This window comes from Luteimonas sp. A534, from assembly GCF_054072805.1.
In genome coordinates, this window is the sequence record NZ_JBSVRR010000001.1 from 76,284 (window position 1) to 93,548 (window position 17,265).

Sequence of the window (17,265 nt, forward strand, 5' to 3'; positions counted from 1 at the left end):
TAGTCCGGGCGCCGCTTGCGCCTACCATGCAGGCATGCTCCAGCGCTTCGACCACAACCGTCTGCTGCGTTACGCGGGACTGTTCACCTGGGCGGTGATCGGCCTGCCGTTGCTGCTGCTGACCCTGCCCCAGCCCGACCGCGACGGCGTGCCCTCCGCGGTCGCACCAGGGGCGGTCCAGGCCTGGGTGGCGTGGGCGGTCTTCGGGGCCAGCTATGCCTGGCTCACCCGCGGGCTGGGCCGGCAGCGGGTCGGGGCCTTGGACCGGGCCCTGCTGGCGGGGCTGGCCGGCGGCGCGATCGCGATCAGCTACTACAGCCAGAGCGGCCTGGGCAGCATCCTGCTGATGGTGGTGGCCAGCGTGCTGCCCTGGCTGCTGCCGGTCTGGCAGGGCGTGGCCCTGCTGGTGCTGTGCGAATTCGTGATCGTGCCGGTGTACGTGCGCGGATTCGACTTTTCCTGGGCCGAAGCGGTGCTGCAGGCCAGCCTGTACGTGGGCTTCACCGGCTTCGCCTTCGTCACCGGCCTCGTCGCGCGCCAGCAGGCCCAGGCCCGGGACGAGCAGCGCCGCCTGAACGCGGAGCTCCGCGCCACCCGCGCCCTGCTGGCCGAGAGCGTGCGCGTGAACGAGCGCACCCGGATCTCCCGCGAGCTGCACGACCTGCTCGGCCACCACCTGACCGCGCTGAGCCTGAACCTGGAGGTGGCCAACCACCTGACCGAGGGCAAGGCCCAGGAACACGTCGGGCAGGCGCACACGCTGGCCCGGCTGCTGCTGTCCGACGTGCGCGACGCGGTCAGCCAGATCCGCGGCAACGAGACCATCGACATGGCCGCGACCCTGGAACCGCTGGCCGGCAACGTCCCGGGACTGTCGGTGGAGATGCGCCTGCCGCGGCCGTTCCCGATGGAAGACCCCGAGCGCGCCCACGTCCTGCTGCGTTGCACCCAGGAAATCATCACCAACGCCGTGCGCCACGCCCAGGCCAGCGTGCTGCACCTGCAGTACGCGCTGGAGCGCGGCGCGGTGCGGCTGGTGGCCCGCGACGACGGCCGCGGCGCCGACGGCTTCACCGCCGGCAACGGCCTGCGCGGCATGCGCGAGCGGCTGTCGGCGTATGGTGGCGAGGTCGAGGCGGAAACCGCGCCGGGACAGGGCTTCACCCTGCGGCTGCGACTGCCGCTGGACGACATCGCGGACATCGCGGTACCCGTGGCGGAGCCGTCCGGCCCGCCGCAAACCACAACGGAGGCGACATGACGACCCCCGCAACTCCCGCGGATCCCGGCCGCGTGATCCGCGTCTGCCTGGTCGACGACCAGACCCTGGTGCGCCAGGGCATCCGCTCGTTGCTGGCGCTGGACGGCGGCATTGAAGTGGTGGCCGAGGCCGTGGACGGCCGCCAGGCGGTAGAGATGATCCCCGGCATCGCCCCGGACGTGGTGCTGATGGACATGCGCATGCCGGCGATGTCCGGGCTGGAGGCGCTGCAGGCGCTGTCCCAGGCCGGCACGCTGCCGCCCACGATCATCCTCACCACCTTCGACGACGACCAACTGGTGCTGGCCGGGCTCAAGGCCGGGGCCAAGGGCTACCTGCTCAAGGACGTGTCGCTGGAGCAGTTGGTCGGGGCCATTCGCACGGTGGCCGGCGGCGGCTCGCTGGTGCAGCCGGCGGTCACCCAGCGCCTGCTGTCGGGCCTGGAGCACATGCGCAACGATTTCGTCAGCCTCGACCGCCCGGACCCGCTCACCGACCGCGAAACCGAGATCCTGCGACTGATGGCCTCGGGCTTCTCCAACAAGGAGATCGCCAATTCGCTGGGCGTGGCCGAGGGCACGATCAAGAACCACGTGTCCAATATCCTGAGCAAACTCGGGGTGCGCGACCGCACCCGCGCGGTGCTCAAGGCGTTCGAGCTGCAGCTGGTCTGATCGCTGGCGCGCCGCCGGCCCCCGGGCCCGGCCGTCACGCGATGTGGAAAAATGCATGCCGCGGAGGTCGCGGCGACGCCGGCAATCTTGCTAGGATTGCGCGTCTGCGCCCCGGCCTCGGCCGGTCCTGGTCCCGGAGAACCCTGAATGACCCGTTTGCTTGAGCTCCTGATTTCCATGGCGATCGTCGCCGTGCTGTTCTTGATCGTCGGCGTGCTGCTGCCGTCCAGCCGTTACCTGACCGAAAGCGTCGAGACCAATCGCAGGATGGCGATCGTGTTCGACACGATCAACAGCTTCAAGCGGTTCGACGACTGGCACCCCTTTGCGCTGGGCAACGTGAAGCTGAACCGCTCGGGTCCCGACGAGGGCGTCGGTGCGCGCATCGACTACGACTCCGAAGTGTCGGGCGTGGGCAAGGGCAGCTGGGAGATCGTCGAGTCCGACCAGGATTCGCGCGTGGTCTACAAGATCGAGGACAACAAGCGCGGCTCGGACAAGTCGAGCACGTTCACCCTGAAGCCGACCGGTCGCGGTGGCCGCAACATCGAGATCACCCAGGATTTCAAGGTCGACTACGGCTGGAACCTGCTGGGCCGCTACGCCGGCCTGTATGTCAGCCGCAACGTCGGCGACACCATGAAGTTCGGCCTGGGCCGCCTGAGCAGCATGCTGGCCTCGGTGCCCAACTTCGACTACCGCGTGGAGGGCTCGAACCTGACGGGCCTGGAGATCGTGGAGCTTCCCGCCGAGAACCTGCTGGTCGTCAACGCCGGCGCGATCGAGCGCAGCAACGAAGTCATCAAGAAGGCGATGAAGGACAACATCGAGTGGATCAAGCGCACGATGGAGGCGAACGACCTCGAGGCGATCGGCCCGCTGCGCATCGTGACCACCGAGTTCGCGCGTGAGACCTACACCTTCGACGTGGTCCAGGCCGTGCGCCCGAAGGGCACCGGCGCCGCCGAGGCCGGCACCGATGCCGTTGCCGACGCGGACGAGGCAACGGGCGATGCGGCCGAGGGCGAGCAGGCCCCCGTCGTACCCGGCTTCGTGGTGGCAGAGTCGGAGGCGCTGGACGAGGCGTCCATCGAGCTGCTGGGTCCGGTCACCTACGTGCGCAGCGAGCCGACGCGCGTGGTCCGCGCCAACTACAAGGGCTTCATGGCCGAACTCGACGTGGCCCGCAACGCCACCCGCGCCTGGGCCATGACCCAGGGCGAAGAGGCCATCGGTCGCCCGTACGAGTACTACCTCAACGGCGTCGACACCGCGTTCACCGCCGACGGCCAGTTCCAGGTGTTCTGGAACCTCAAGCGCTGAGCCCCGGCCCGCGCGTGTGACATCCCGGAACGCCGCATCGAAAGGTGCGGCGTTTCGCGTTCTGGAGGAGGCGTTTCCGATGGCATCGCAGGTGGGCATCCGATCCGTGGCGGGCCGCCGCCTGCTGGCATCCGCCGGCGCCGTGCTGTCCGCGGCGGCGGTTGCGCTGGCGGCCTACGCCTCGCACGCCGCGGGGCCCGATGCTGGCGCGCGGCTTGGCCTCGCGGCGGCCTTCGCCTTCGGCCACGGCCTCGCCCTGGCGGCGCTGGCACCGCGCGCGGCCGGACGCTTGGCGAAGGCGGCACTGTGGGCACTGCTGCTGGGCGTGCTGCTGTTCGCCGGCTCGCTGGTCGGCGCCCATTTCCTGGATCTTCCGACCCGGCTTGCGCCCACGGGCGGGAGCCTGATGATCCTCGGCTGGCTGCTGCATGCTGCCGCCGCGCTACGGGACTGAGGCCATGCCACGCTACAGCCGCGGGTACGACACGCTTGAAGCCGAGGCCTGGCTGGCCCGCCGGGACCGCCGCCTGGGCACCTGGATCCGCCGCCTGGGCCCGATCGAACCCGACCCGCGCTGGCGCCGCTCCTTCGACCCTGCGGACGCCCTGGCCCGGGCCATCCTCTACCAGCAGCTGAGCGGCAAGGCCGCGGCGACGATCGTGTCGCGGGTCGAGGCCGCCATTGGTGCCGCCCGCTTGCATTGCGACACCCTGGCGCGCGTCGACGACCCCACGCTGCGCGCCTGCGGTGTCTCCGGCAACAAGACGCTGGCGCTGCGCGACCTGGCCGCACGCGAGGCGCGCGGCGAGATTCCGGACCTGCGGCGGATGTCGGTGATGGACCAGGACGCGATCGTGGCGGCGCTGGTGCCGGTCCGGGGCATCGGGCGCTGGACGGTGGAAATGATGCTGATGTTCCGCCTGGGGCGGCCGGACGTGCTGCCGGTGGACGATCTGGGCATCCGCAAAGGTGTGCAGGTGCTGGACCGCGCGGAGGCGATGCCGACGCCGCGGGAACTCGCTGCGCGCGGCGAACGCTGGGGGCCGTTCCGGACGCATGCGGGGCTGTACCTGTGGCGGATCGCGGACTCGCTCAACGTGGGGAAGGCGGCGACGAAACGCTCGCAGGAGTGAAGGCGGGAGGGCTGCGTGGGGCAGGCCAGCGGCACATCACTCCGTGGCCAGCCAGTGGGAAGCCACTGCGTGATGCGCCGCTGGCCTGCCCTTCATCTTTCCCGCGAGGGTGGGAGGAAAAGCTGGCCAGATTGGAGGCGCGGGCGCTTATGGGGTGGTGCGGCTGGGCCGTTGGGGTGCGTGGGCTTGCGAACCCAACCTCGCCGCGAAGGTGGAAGCGGTGGGCAGGCGCGTCACGCAGCGGCTTCCCACTGGCTGGCCGCGGAGTGGCGTGCCTGCCCGCCGCCTCCGCGAAGCCCCCCATTGGCTGGCCGCGGAGTGACGCGCCTGCCCGCCGCCTTCGCAGAGCCCAACACCAACGAAAATGGCCGCCCGGAGGCGGCCATGCGGAGCAGTCCTGGCCGGGGGCTCAGAACCGGAATTCGCCTCCGAGGGCGATGGTGTCGATGTCGAGGTCGATACCGTCGAAGTCCGCCTGGCGGCGGTCCCAGTGCAGGGACAGGCCGAAGCGGCGGTTGAAGTCGTAACCCACGCTTGCGCCGAAGTAGGGCTTGGTGGAGTGCTCGTCGTCGATCACGTCCCAATCGTCCTCGCGCAGCTGCGCGGTGATGCGTGCGATGCCGGCGCGGCCACCGATGAAGAAGCCGAGGCCGTCGGCGCCGAAGTTGTGCTTGGCGGCCACGCCGATGCCGAAGCTGACGAGGTCGAGGTCGGTGTCGTAACCCAGGTACTCGGTGTACAGGGTGCCGACATGGCCTTCGATGGCGAAGTTGCGGTTGAACCAGTAGCCGCCCGACAGCACGGCGGAGGTGTCGTCCTCGCTGGCGGAGATGCCGTCATACGACAGGTCGATGTCGCTCTGGCCGATCTCGGCGCGCAGGAAGCCGGCTCCGCCGTCGACGGCGAGGGCGGCAGGGGCGATGGCGGCAAGCGCGAGGCCGCAGGCGAGAGCGAGGTGGTGGGTCTTCATGTGGTGCGTTCTCCTTGAACGTCGATGCGCCCATTCGTGGGCGCGCGAAGCTTGGAGAGGGGAGGAGTGGGTGTCAATGGCGGGGGCAGGCCAGTGGCACATCACTCCGCGGCCAGCCTGACGCGCGAAGTGGCGTGCATGCCCGCCGCCTCCGCGCGATAAATCAGCCCTTCCCGGGCGCCAGCAAGGCCAGCAGTCCGCGGACGGCCTGCAGGCGTTCTTCCGGCGTCGGCAGTTCGAGCGTGAGGCGCAGGGTGTCGGGGCCGTCCATGCGGTAGCTCTTCGGCTGGGACTGCACGAGCTGGATGATGGCCATGGGATCGACCGAGGGCTTCTCGACGAATTTGACCCGGCCGCCGCTGGCGCCGACGTCGATCTTGCCGATGCCCAGCGTGTTGGCGCGCAGCTTCAGTTCGGCGATGGCAAAGAGCAGCTTGGCCGGGTCGGGCAGCAGCCCGAAGCGGTCGATCATCTCGACCTGCAGCTCGCGCAGTGCGTCCGTGTCGCGCGCCGAGCTGATGCGCTTGTAGAGCGTCAGGCGCGTGTGCACGTCGGGCAGGTAGTCGTCGGGGATCAGGGCCGGTGCGTGCAGCTCGACTTCTGCACCGCGCGCGGCGGTGCCGTCGACGTCGGGGAGTTCGCCGCGCTTGATCGAGCGCACCGCGCGCTCCAGCAGCTCGGTGTACAGGCTGAAGCCGACCTCGGCCATCTGGCCGCTCTGGTCTTCGCCCAGCAGCTCGCCGGCGCCGCGGATCTCGAGGTCGTGGGTGGCCAGTGTGAAGCCGGCGCCGAGTTCGTCCATCGAGGCGATCACGTCCAGGCGCTTCTTTGCATCGGCGGTGATCGAGCGCTTGTCCGGCACCACCAGGTAGGCATAGGCGCGATGGTGCGAGCGGCCGACACGGCCGCGCAGCTGGTGCAGCTGCGCCAGGCCGAAGCGGTCGGCGCGGTTGATGATGATGGTGTTGGCGTTGGGGATGTCGATGCCGGACTCGATGATGGTCGAGGCCAGCAGGACGTTGAAGCGCTGCTTCTGGAAGTCGAGCATCACCCGTTCCAGCTCGCGCTCGGGCATCTGCCCGTGGGCCACGCCGATGCGCGCGTCGGGCACCAGCTCCTGCAGCTGGCGCTGCATGCGGCCGATCGACTCGACGTCGTTGTGCAGGAAGTAGAGCTGGCCGCCGCGCGCGAGTTCGCGGTCGAAGGCCTCGTGCAGCTGGTCGTCGTCCCAGGGCACGACGAAGGTCTGCACCGCCAGGCGGTTGGCCGGGGCGGTGGCGATGATCGACAGGTCGCGCAGGCCGGCCATGGCCATGTTGAGCGTGCGCGGGATCGGGGTCGCGGTAAGGGTGAGCAGGTGCACGTTGGCGCGCAGGGCCTTCAGCGCCTCCTTCTGGCGCACGCCGAAGCGCTGCTCCTCGTCCACGATCACCAGGCCCAGGTCCTTGAAGCGCACGTCCTTCTGCAGCAGGCGGTGGGTGCCGATGATGACGTCGATGGTGCCTTCGGCGACCTTCTCCAGTTCGGCCTTGATCTCTTTCGTGCTCTTGAAGCGCGACAGCACTTCGACCCGCAGCGGCCAGTCGGCGAAGCGGTCGCTGAAGTTGCGGAAGTGCTGTTCGGCCAGCAGCGTGGTTGGCACCAGCACCGCGACCTGCTTGCCGGCGGCCGCGGTGGCAAAGGCCGCGCGCACCGCGACTTCGGTCTTGCCGAAACCCACGTCGCCACAGACCACGCGGTCCATCGGCTGCGAGGACTGCAGGTCGCGCAGCACGGCCTCGATCGCGGAATGCTGGTCGGGGGTTTCCTCGAACGGGAAGGTGGCGGCGAACGGCTCGTACATGCCGCGGTCGATGTCGATGGCCAGGCCGGCGCGGGCCTGGCGCTTGGCCTGGATCTCGAGCAGCTCGGCGGCGACGTCGCGGACCTTCTCGGCCGCCTTGCGCTTGGCCTTCGTCCACTGTTCACCGCCCAGCGAGTGCAGCGGCGCGGTTTCCGGCGAGGCGCCCGAGTAGCGGCTGATCAGGTGCAGCTGCGCAACCGGGACGTATAGACGGTCGCCCTTGGCGTACTCGATCTCGAGGTACTCGGCGGGCATGCCGCCGGCCTCGAGCTTCACCAGTCCGCGGTAGCGGCCGACGCCGTGGTCCTCGTGCACGATCGGCGAGCCGTCGGACAGCTCGCCCAGGTCGCGGATGATTGCTTCCGGCTCGCGGCCAACGCGCTTGCGCCTGCGCGGCTGCGCGGCGCGTTCCGGGAACAGCTGGCGTTCGGTGAGCACCGCCAGCGGGAGTGCGCCGGCGACGCCGCCGTCCAACGCGAAGCCGTCTTCCAGCGGCGCCACCGAGATCGCGAAGCGCACGTCGCCGGCGGCGAACGCGCGGAAGTCCGGCACGACCTGCGGATGCAGCGCGGCGGCGTCGAGCACTTCCAGCAGCGCCTCGCGGCGACCGGGGCTGTCGGCGGACACCAGGACGCGGCCCGGATAACTGCCCAGGAAGTCCTTGAGCGGCGCGGCGGTGGCGTCGTGGCGGGCGGAGACCGGCAGCTGGGGCGCGGGCTGTTCGCCCAGGCGCGCGGCTTCGGCATGGCGCGGGTGGTCGGCGCCCGCGATCTCGATCCGAGGTGCCTCGTTGAAGCGCGAACGCAGCGCGTCGGGCGCCAGCCACAGCGCATCCGGCGGCAGCACCGGGTGCTCGACGTCGTGTCGGCGCTGCTCGTGGCGCTGTCCCGCCTGGATCCAGAAGTGGTCGGCCGCGGCCGGCGTGCCGTCATCCACCAGCGGCAGCGCGTCGTTGCCGAGGTAGTCGAACAGGGTGGCGGTGGCGCCGTCGGGGAAGAACAGCGGCAGGTAGTACTCGATGCCCGCGGGCGCGGCGCCGGCCTTCAGGTCCTGGAACAGCGCGCTGCGACGGGTGTCGATGTCGAAGCGCTCGCGCAGCGCGTCCAATGCGCGGCCGCGCGAGGCTTCGTCCAGCGGCACTTCGCGGCCGGGCATCAGCTGCACGGCTTGGACCTTGTCCAGCGAGCGCTGGCTCTCCGGATCGAACACGCGGATGGTGTCGATCTCGTCGTCGAGCAGCTCGATCCGGAACGGCGCGGCCTCGCCCATCGGATAGACATCGAGCAAGGCGCCGCGCACGGCGAAGTCGCCGGGATCGTAGACCTGCGGCACGTTGCGGTAGCCGGCGGATTGCAGGCGGCGCTTCTCGGCGTCCAGGTCCAGGCGCTGGCCCACGCACAGGTCGAAGCTGTTGCCGATGACGTACGACAGCGGCGGCAGGCGCTGCATCAGCGTCTGCACCGGCACCACCAGCACGCCGCGCTTCAGCGATGGCAGCCGGCGCAGGGTGGCCAGGCGCTGGGAGACGATCTCCGGGTGCGGGCTGAAACGGTCGTAGGGCAGGGTCTCCCAGTCGGGGAAGGCCAGCACCGGCAGTGTCGGGTCGGCGCCGCCCAGGGTCTGCAGGTCCGCTTCCAGCTGGGCGGCCGCGTGGTTGTCGCGCGTGACCGCCAGCAGCATGCCCTCATGCGCGCGCGCGGCCGCGGCCACGAACCAGGCCAGCGCCGAACGGGAGGCGGGCGCACGCCACCAGGCACGCGGCCGGCCGGGACCGGGCAGCGGCGGAGGGGAGGACGGCAGGAGGACGGGGGAAGCTGGGGTCTTGTCGGTCATCGGCACGCAGACAACGGAAGCGCCGGATGCGGTCACGCACCCGGCGCAGGGACGCGCAGTTTAACGCGGGGGCATTGTCGCCACCGCCGCGCAGGGGGACCGTGGTTCAGGCCCCGCCTTCAGCGTCGGCCACCGGCGTCGTCGCGGCCAGCGGCAGCAGGATACGCGTGAAGCCCGGATCCGCGCCGTCCACCTGGCCAAAGCCCATGGACAGTGCGAGATCGAGCAGCGGCCCGTTCGCCTCGGGGATATCGCCCTGCAGCGCATCGAGGCGCTTGCCGCGGGCCCACTTCGCGAGCCGGCGCATCAGATGCCGGCCCAGGCCCATGCTGGCGACGTTGCGGCTGACGAGGATGGAGAACGCCGCGTTGCGACTGTCGGCCGCGACGGCGGCGCGGGCCACGCCCAGGATCATGGCCTCGCCGGGCGGCAGCTGCTCGGCGACCACCAGCGTGAACTCGCTGCGGGTGTCGGGCTGTGACAGCTGGCGGGAGATGTCGGCGTTCATCGCATGGACGCCGCCCAGCATGTGGCTGCGGATCTCATCCGGTTGCAGCAGTTCGAAGCTGGCGCGCAGGACCGGCGCATCCTCCGGACGGATGGGACGGATCAGCACATCACGGCCGTTGCCGAGGCGGATCTCCTCGTGCCACGGGGGAAGGCGGTTTCTGGCGACCATGGGGCGGATGCTGGCACGGTCGAAGTGAAGCCGGCCTCTACATCCTCGGACCCGCTGACCCGGGCAGGCTCAGGGCGGGCTGCGGAGCCAGTGCAGGCGGGATGACGCACCGCGTTCGCCGAGTGCCGTGGCCAGCGCCGCCAGCGCCGGCTTCAGCGCCAGGTCGAACTGCCAGGGCGCGTTGACCACCAGCAGGCCACTGCCGTTCATGCGCAGGGGCGAGTCGTCGGGGCGGACCAGCAGCTCGGCCACCAGCACCGACTTCGCCGGCAGGTCGGCGGCACGGCGCTGGAAGGGGCCCAGCGTGCGCCGCAGCTTGATCGGATACCAGAGCGCGAACACGCCCTGCGGGAAGCGGCGCAGCCCCTCGCGGATCGCGGCCAGCGAGGTGTCGAACTCGGCCAGCTGGGTTTCGTAGGGCGGATCGATCAGCACCAGGCCGCGGCCGATGCGTGCTTCGCCGTCGCGCGGCGGCAGCAGGGAGCGAACGGCGGCATAGCCGTCGCTTTCGTGCACGCGCACGCGGCGGTCGGTGGCGAGGGTCGCCGCCAGCACCTTCGCTTCTTCCGGCTGCACCTCGCAGCAAGCGATGCGGTCGACGTCGCGCAATGCGTGCGCGAGCAGCCAGGGCGAACCGGGATAGGCATCGGCGCCGTGCTGCTTGCGGCAGGCCGACACCGCATCGAGGTAGCGGCGCAGCAGCGGGTCGCGCGGCGTTTCCGCGATCAGGCGGGCGATGCCGTCGTCGGCCTCGTTGGTGCGCTGCGCGCTGGCGCCGCCCAAGTGGTAGAGGCCGCGGCCGGCATGGGTGTCGAGCGCGAACAGCGGCGCCGGCTTGGCCACCAGCGCATCGCACAGCGCAAGCAGGACGACGTGCTTGAGGACGTCGGCATGGTTGCCGGCGTGGAAGGCGTGGCGGTAATTCATCGCTGCAGGATACCGGTCCGCCGCCGGCCTGCGGCGCCCGGTATGCTTCCCGCGATGCCTCCCGACGCCGCGCCGACGCCGTCCACCCTGCTGCTGGTCGAGGACGACCCGGCGATCGCCGAGGCCGTGCTCTACGCACTGCGCGCCGACGGCTACGTGGTCGAGCACCGGATGCTGGGCACCGGCGTGGCCGAACGCGTGCGTGCCGGAGGCGTCGACCTGGTGCTGCTGGACGTGGGCCTGCCCGACATCGGCGGCTTCGAGGTCTGCCGCCAGCTGCGCAGCTTCAGCGCGCTGCCGGTGGTGTTCCTGACCGCGCGCGGCGACGAGGTCGATCGCGTGCTCGGGCTGGAGCTGGGTGCCGACGACTACATCGCCAAGCCCTTCTCGCCGCGCGAGCTGGTGGCGCGCGTGCGCGCGCGGCTGCGGCGGCACCCGGCCGCCGACAACGGCGTGCGGCGGCACGGGCGCTTCGAACATGACGCCCAGGCGCGGCGGATCCGCTTCGACGACCAGCTGCTGGACCTCACGCGCAACGAGTACGCGCTGCTGGTCGAGCTGCTGCGGCGCCCGGGCGCGATCCTGGGCCGCGGGCAGCTGCTCGACCGCGCCTGGGCGGATGCGCCCGACAGCGGCGAACGCACCGTCGACACCCACGTCAAGACGCTGCGCGCCAAGCTGCGCCAGCTCGATCCCGCCGCCGACCCGATCCGCACCCACCGCGGCATCGGCTATTCGCTGGACACGGACTGACCCATGCGCATCGGGCTGCGCATCCTGCTCGGCTACTTCCTGATCGTGGCGCTGGCGGCGCTGCTGCTGGGCCAGGTGTTCCTGCGCGAGGTGAAGCCCGGGGTGCGCCAGGCGATGGAAGACACGCTGGTGGACACCGCCAACGTGCTCGCCGAGCTCGCCACCGACGACCTGCTCGCGGGACGGATCGCGGACGGCCAGTTCGCCACCCGCATTAGGGCGCTGGCCGGACGCGACATCGGCGCCGGCATCTGGGGCTTCGAGAAGCGCGAGGCCAGCTATCGCGTCACCGTCACCGATGCCCACGGGATCGTGCTCTTCGATTCCGCCGGGCGCGACGTCGGTGCCGACTACTCGCGGTGGAACGACGTCCACCTGACCCTGCGCGGCCGCTACGGCGCGCGCTCCACGCGCAGCGATCCCGATGACGACGCCAGCTCGGTGATGCACGTGGCGGCGCCGATCCGCGACGGCGCACGCATCGCCGGCGTGCTGACGGTGTCCAAGCCCAACCGCGCGATGGCGCCCTTCATCGCCCGCAGCGAGGGCGTGATCCTGCGCTGGGGCCTGGTGCTGCTGGGCGCCGCGCTGCTGGTCGGCCTGTTTGCCGCCTGGTGGCTGTCGCGGCAGCTGGGCGGGCTGCGCGGCTATGCCGATGCGGTCACCGCCGGCCGGCGCGCGGTGCTGCCCGATTCCGCCGGCGAGTTCGCCGACCTCGGGCGCGCCTTGGAGACCATGCGCGACCGGCTCGAGGACCGCCGCTACGTCGAGCGCTACGTGCACACGCTCACCCACGAGCTGAAGTCGCCGCTGGCGGCCATCCGCGGCTCGGCCGAACTGCTGGAGTCGCCGCTGCCCGAGGCCGACCGCCAGCGGTTCGCCGCCAACATCGGCGCGCAGAGCGAGCGCATGGCGGCCATGATCGACAAGCTGCTGGCACTGGCCGCGGTCGAGCATCGCCAGCGGCTGGAGGATCCCGCACCGGTGGACCTGGCGGCCGTCGCGCGCGAGGTCGCCGAGGCGGTGGCGCCGCGGCTGCGCGCCGGCGGCGTCACCCTGGCGCTGGAGGCCGACGAGCCGCTGCCGTCGCCTGCGGGCGATGCCTTCCTGCTGCGGCAGGCGCTGGAGAACCTGGTCGACAATGCGATCGCGCATTCGCCCGGGGGCGGCACGGTCTCGGTCGCGCTGCGGGCGCAGGATGGCGGCGTGCTGATCGAAGTGGCCGACGGTGGGCCTGGCGTGCCGGACTTCGCCCTCGACCAGGTCTTCGAGCGCTTCTATTCACTGCCGCGTCCCGGCGGCGGTGGCCGCAGCAGCGGCATCGGCCTGACATTCGTTGCCGAGGTGGCGCAGCTCCATGGTGGCCGCGCCTGGCTGCGCAACCGCGACGGCGGCGGTGCGCTCGCCGGCATCGAGCTGCCGACGGCCTGAGGGCCCGCCACTTCACACCCGCCTCACCCCCGCCCCGCGGTGGCCACACTGGGCGCCCGCAACCTGCCTGCAATTTCCAAGGGAGGTGCGGTCATGCGTCTGTGGGTAAAAATATTGATGGTGGCGGCGATGACGATCGCGATCCTGGTGCCGTTGACGATGGTGCGCGGGGTGATCGACGAGCGCCAGGCGCGGCGCGCCGAAGCGGTGTCGAACATCGCTGCGAGCTACGGCGGGCGCCAGACGGTGTCGGGTCCGGTGCTGGTCGTGCCCTACACCGAGAACGTGCGCGAACAGGCGGCCGACGCGGCCGGCATCATGCGCACCACGGAGCGGCGGCGCACGCGGCACTGGACCTTCTTCCCCGAGACCCTGGTGGTCGACGGCGCGATGGCGCCGGATACCCGCAAGCGTGGCCTGCACGAGGTCCGCGTCTACGAGTGGCAGGGCACGGTGCAGGCGCGCTTCGACGCGCAGATTCCGGACGACGCGCCCGAAGGTGCCGACCGCAGCATCGGGGAGCCCTGGCTGGCCTTCGGCATCGCCGACGTGCGCGGCCTGCGCGAACTGCCGCGCATGCAGGTCGACGGACGCGCGGTCGAGCTGGCGCAGGGCATCGGCCACGACGACGGCCCCGGCGTGCACGCGCGGCTCCGGGCCCCGGCATCGGGCGCGCGGCTGGCCTTCGCGAGTCGCGTCGACCTGCAGCTGCGCGGCACCGAGTCCTTCGCGATGATGCCGCTGGCGCGCGACAACGACCTGCGCCTGCGCTCGAGCTGGCCGCACCCGCGCTTCGAAGGCCTGTCGCCGGTGCACGATCTCGACGTCGCCGGTTTCAGCGCGCAGTGGAAGGTGGCTTCGTTGTCCACCGATGCCCAGCGCCGCTATCGCAGGCAGGCCTCCCTGGCGCGGGACGTGAACCCGTACCAGATGTGGAGTCCCGACCCCGATGCGGCCGGCCTCACCCTGGTCGACCCCGTGAACGCCTACCTGCAGGCGGAGCGCGCGACCAAATACGGGCTGCTGTTCGTGCTGCTGACCTTCGTCGCGTTCTTCATGTTCGAACTGATGCGGCAGAAGCCGATCCACCCCATCCAGTACGGGCTGGTGGGCCTGGCGATCGCGGTCTTCTTCCTGCTGCTGGTCAGCCTTGGCGAACACATTCCCTTCGGCCTGGCCTACCTGTCGGCCGCCACGGCCTGTATCGGACTGATCGGGTTCTACCTGGCGGCGGTGCTCGGCGGCGCGCTGCGGGGCGCGGCCTTCGCGGGGATGCTGGCGACGCTGTACGCGGCGCTGTACGGCCTGCTGGTGTCCGAGGACAACGCCCTGGTGCTCGGCGCCGGGCTGCTGTTCGTGGTGTTGGCCGCGATCATGGTGGTGACACGCAGGGTCGACTGGTACCAGACGTCGATGCGCCCCGATGCACGCTAGTGGCTCGCCCTCAGGCCTGGAAGGGCAGCGCGGCGCCGAGCCACAGCGACAGCGCCGCAAGGCCGCTGCCGATCAGCGTCGCGGCCAGCACATCGCTGGGCCAGTGCAGTCCGAGCACCACCCGCGACAGCGCCACCATCGCGGTGAACGGCAGCAGCACCCAAGCCAGCTGCGGGTAGTACGCAAGGGCCACGATGGTGAATGAGACCGCATGCAGTGTGTGGCCGGACGGGAAGCTGAACTCGTCCAGCGGCGCGATCCAGGCGCGGATGCGGACGTCGGCGGCGAAGGGCCGCGGGCGCCGCGTCCAGCGCTTGAGGCCCTTGTACAGCAGCAGTGCGATGGCGCCGGTGGCCGCCATGTGGGCGGAGGCCCGCAGGCCGTCGACGCCGTCGAACAGCACCATGGCCGCCATCAGCGCATACCAGGCAAGGCCATCACCAAGGCGGCTGGTGGCGGCGAACATGCGCAGCACGCCGGCGTGCGCGCACCAGTCGTTGGTGCGCAGGCAGAGGAAGCGGTCGGCGCGGTGGCGCTCAGGCGAGTGCAGCGTGGACATCGGCATGGCTCCTGTTGTGGGCAATGCCCTGGAGGATGGCGTCGAAGTCGGCCGCGACCTGCGCCGGGCGCAGCGGCTGCACCGCGCGACGCGCGTTGCAGCCCATGTCGCGGCGCGAGGTGTCCTCGAGCGACAGGCGGCAGGCGGCGTCGATGAAGGCGGCTTCGTCGTGCAGCGCGATGGCGGCGCCATGCAGGCCATGCTTCAGGTGCTCGGCGGCGGCGCCGTAGCGGTAGGCGACGGTGGCCACGCCGCTGGCCATGGCCTCGATGGTGACGTTGCCGAAGGTCTCCGACAGGCTCGGGAACAGGAACAGGTCGGCGCTGGCGAAGTGGCGCGCGAGGGCGTCGCCGCGCTGCATGCCGCAGTAGATGAAGTCGGGGTTGGCATCGCGGATGGCGCTCAGTTCGGGCCCTTCGCCGACCCAGATGAAGCGTGCATCCGGGCGCAGCGCCTGCAGGGCGCGAAAGGCATGGATCGCGAGGTCGAGGTTCTTTTCAACGGCCATGCGCCCGACGCAGGCCACGGCCAGGTCGCCCGGCTTCAGGCCCCAGCGGGCGCGTAGGGCCTCGTCGCGGTGCGCGGGATCGAAGCGCCGCGTGTCCACGGCGCGAGGCAGGTGCACCACGTTCTCGAAGCCCAGGCTGTTGAGCTCGCCCTGCAGCTCCCGGGTCGGCACCAGGGTGGCTGCGGAGCGGTTGTGGAAGCGCCGCATCCACGCCAGCGCGACCGGCTGCATCCAGGCCGCGGCGTAGTCACGCATGTACCGGTCGAAGCGGGTGTGGAAGCCGGACGCGACGGGGATGCCGAGCGCCGTCGCGGCGCGCATCGCCGACCAGCCCAGCGGGCCCTCGGTGGCGATGTAGATCGCATCGGGGCGCTGGCGCTGCCACCGGCGTTGCAGCCGCGAGGCGGAGGGCAGGCCGAAGCGCAGGCCGGCGTAGAACGGCAACCGGCCGGCGGCGGTGAGCATCTCGTGGTCGGCGGCGCGGTCGCGGCGGTGCTGGCGCGGCCGCACCACGTCCACCTCATGGCCGCGGCTACGGAGCCCGTGCTCCAGATCCTGCACGGTGAGCGCGACGCCGTTGACTTCCGGCGGATAGGTCTCGGTGACGATCGTGTAGCGCATGCGGGGCTCCGGTTTGACCCAAGCCTGACCGGATGCGGTGTCGCGCCTATTACACTTGTTTGACCGCTGCGTGACGCGCCTACCAGTGCAGCTGGACGCGCGCCTCGACGATCGACGGGTCGTCGTGGACCACCGGCCCGCCGGCCACGGCGCGCCGGCTGGCGACGTCGACGTAGTTCAGCATCAGCTTGGCGTTGTCGCGCCAGTACCAGTTCACGCCCACCGTCCAGGCCTCCATGCGGCCGCCGCGGACGGCACCGTCGTCGAGGTCGAGCGAGTCGTAACGGAGCCCGAACTGCCAAAGGCCGGCGCCTTCGACCGTGGTGCGCGGCAGGCCGCCGCGATAGCCCCAGCTGGTCCCGCCCGGCGTCCAGAGCGCGCTGGCGTAGCCGCCCTCGGTGTCGTAGTTGCCGCTGCCGATGCGGTCGCCGCTGGCGATGAAGTACTCGCCCTGCAGCTTGAGCGGGCCGCGGATCCACATCGCTTCCAGGCCGGTGGTGGCAAGGCGGTCGACGTCGGACAGGGCGCCGCTGTCGACCAGGCGCACGGCGGCCATGTCGGCGTTGGGCCGCGAACGCAGGCGCAGCTGGTCGCTGTCGGTGTCGCGGTCGACGTGGCTCAGGCCCAGGTGCAGCACCTGTCCGTCGTCGCGGATCGGTGCCCACCAGGTGCGCGCGACATAGCCGGGGCCGCCGGCGTCATCGTCGAGGTTGCGTCCGAACCAGCCCAGGGAGGCGCCGTGGCTGCTGGCGTCGTAGCTCCAGGACGCGCCCAGGCGGCGGCCGGTGGCGAAGGTGCCGGTGGCCGAGGCCTTGGCGATGAAATCGTTGGTGCGCGCGGACGAGAGTTCTTCGAGTCCGCTGGCCTGCTTGGACTGGCCCAGCAGCAGCGTGTGCTTGGGCGAACCGTCGCCGCCGAAGCTCCACGACACGTTGTTGTCGAGATAGTTCTCGCCTTCCACGTCATATCCCAGCGCCCATGCGAAACCGCCGGGGCCGCTGCCCTTGAGCGCGAGCTCGAAGCGGCGGATGCCGGTGGCGCGGTCGCGGCCGTCGGGGCGGCCATCGAGGTCCATGACGTCGTTGTCGAACCAGTAGCCGTCAACCTGGAACATGCCTTCGAACGACACGTCGGAACCGGCCACGGTGCCCAGGGGAACCTCGGCGTGGGCGGGGACGAGGCAGGCGGCGGCAAGTGCTATCGGCAGCAACAGAAATTTCATGGATTCGACGCGATCCGGTCATCTTTTCGGGGGAGGCCCAGTCTAGCCCGGGGGGCGTGAGCGGCCCCGCCACATGCGGGGCCGCCCGCGGCAC

The 17,265-nt window shown here is 71.0% G+C and carries 15 protein-coding genes; 8 read left to right on the forward strand and 7 right to left on the reverse strand.

Features of this window, described 5'->3' with window-relative positions; all coding sequences use genetic code 11:
• Positions 1-34: 34 nt before the first annotated feature.
• From ACW5F0_RS00355 to ACW5F0_RS00375, 5 genes are all read left to right on the forward strand, one after another.
• Positions 35-1,261, forward strand: coding sequence for a sensor histidine kinase (locus ACW5F0_RS00355; protein WP_456964065.1), 1,227 nt, complete (start codon positions 35-37; stop codon positions 1,259-1,261).
• A 32-nt stretch (positions 1,262-1,293) separates the two neighbouring features.
• Positions 1,294-1,935, forward strand: a complete 642-nt coding sequence (locus ACW5F0_RS00360; protein WP_456965228.1) for a response regulator — start codon at positions 1,294-1,296, stop codon at positions 1,933-1,935.
• 147 nt (positions 1,936-2,082) lie between these two features.
• A complete protein-coding gene (locus ACW5F0_RS00365) occupies positions 2,083-3,258 on the forward strand; it encodes a polyketide cyclase (RefSeq protein WP_456964066.1) in 1,176 nt (391 codons plus the stop codon).
• Between the two features lie 79 nt (positions 3,259-3,337).
• Positions 3,338-3,712 (forward strand): DUF423 domain-containing protein, encoded by a 375-nt coding sequence (locus ACW5F0_RS00370; RefSeq protein ID WP_456964067.1) that lies wholly within the window; start codon positions 3,338-3,340, stop codon positions 3,710-3,712.
• A gap of 4 nt (positions 3,713-3,716) precedes the next feature.
• On the forward strand, positions 3,717-4,391 hold the full coding sequence (locus ACW5F0_RS00375) for a DNA-3-methyladenine glycosylase family protein (RefSeq protein ID WP_456964068.1): 675 nt from the start codon (positions 3,717-3,719) through the stop codon (positions 4,389-4,391).
• 409 nt (positions 4,392-4,800) lie between these two features.
• Here the strand turns inward: ACW5F0_RS00375 and ACW5F0_RS00380 are convergent, their stop codons facing one another.
• The 4 genes from ACW5F0_RS00380 to ACW5F0_RS00395 all read right to left on the reverse strand — a co-directional run bounded on the left by ACW5F0_RS00380 (position 4,801) and on the right by ACW5F0_RS00395 (position 10,643).
• On the reverse strand, positions 4,801-5,361 hold the full coding sequence (locus ACW5F0_RS00380; protein WP_456964069.1) for an outer membrane beta-barrel protein: 561 nt from the start codon (positions 5,359-5,361) through the stop codon (positions 4,801-4,803).
• Positions 5,362-5,524: 163 nt separating this feature from the next.
• Entirely contained in the window at positions 5,525-9,037 is a 3,513-nt protein-coding gene (gene mfd / locus ACW5F0_RS00385) for a transcription-repair coupling factor (protein ID WP_456998789.1), read from the reverse strand.
• 106 nt (positions 9,038-9,143) lie between these two features.
• The gene (locus ACW5F0_RS00390) at positions 9,144-9,716 is read right to left on the reverse strand and encodes an N-acetyltransferase family protein (protein ID WP_456964071.1); all 573 of its coding nucleotides are present in this window, start codon (positions 9,714-9,716) and stop codon (positions 9,144-9,146) included.
• A 69-nt stretch (positions 9,717-9,785) separates the two neighbouring features.
• The gene (locus tag ACW5F0_RS00395) at positions 9,786-10,643 is read right to left on the reverse strand and encodes a 23S rRNA (adenine(2030)-N(6))-methyltransferase RlmJ (RefSeq protein ID WP_456998790.1); all 858 of its coding nucleotides are present in this window, start codon (positions 10,641-10,643) and stop codon (positions 9,786-9,788) included.
• 54 nt (positions 10,644-10,697) lie between these two features.
• On the opposite strand from ACW5F0_RS00395, the gene creB reads away from it, so the two are divergent.
• From creB to creD, 3 genes are all read left to right on the forward strand, one after another.
• The gene (creB, locus tag ACW5F0_RS00400; protein WP_456998791.1) at positions 10,698-11,396 is read left to right on the forward strand and encodes a two-component system response regulator CreB; all 699 of its coding nucleotides are present in this window, start codon (positions 10,698-10,700) and stop codon (positions 11,394-11,396) included.
• A 3-nt stretch (positions 11,397-11,399) separates the two neighbouring features.
• Positions 11,400-12,827, forward strand: coding sequence for a two-component system sensor histidine kinase CreC (gene creC / locus ACW5F0_RS00405; protein WP_456964074.1), 1,428 nt, complete (start codon positions 11,400-11,402; stop codon positions 12,825-12,827).
• A 93-nt stretch (positions 12,828-12,920) separates the two neighbouring features.
• On the forward strand, positions 12,921-14,261 hold the full coding sequence (gene creD, locus ACW5F0_RS00410) for a cell envelope integrity protein CreD (protein WP_456964075.1): 1,341 nt from the start codon (positions 12,921-12,923) through the stop codon (positions 14,259-14,261).
• A 10-nt stretch (positions 14,262-14,271) separates the two neighbouring features.
• Here the strand turns inward: creD and ACW5F0_RS00415 are convergent, their stop codons facing one another.
• From ACW5F0_RS00415 to ACW5F0_RS00425, 3 genes are all read right to left on the reverse strand, one after another.
• On the reverse strand, positions 14,272-14,820 hold the full coding sequence (locus tag ACW5F0_RS00415; RefSeq protein WP_456964076.1) for a phosphatase PAP2 family protein: 549 nt from the start codon (positions 14,818-14,820) through the stop codon (positions 14,272-14,274).
• Positions 14,798-15,949: a glycosyltransferase family 4 protein gene (locus tag ACW5F0_RS00420; RefSeq protein WP_456998792.1), complete on the reverse strand. Its 1,152-nt coding sequence runs from the start codon at positions 15,947-15,949 to the stop codon at positions 14,798-14,800. Before ACW5F0_RS00420 ends, ACW5F0_RS00415 begins: the two co-directional genes overlap by 23 nt.
• Before the next feature lie 79 nt (positions 15,950-16,028).
• Positions 16,029-17,171: an OprO/OprP family phosphate-selective porin gene (locus tag ACW5F0_RS00425; protein ID WP_456964078.1), complete on the reverse strand. Its 1,143-nt coding sequence runs from the start codon at positions 17,169-17,171 to the stop codon at positions 16,029-16,031.
• Positions 17,172-17,265: the final 94 nt, after the last annotated feature.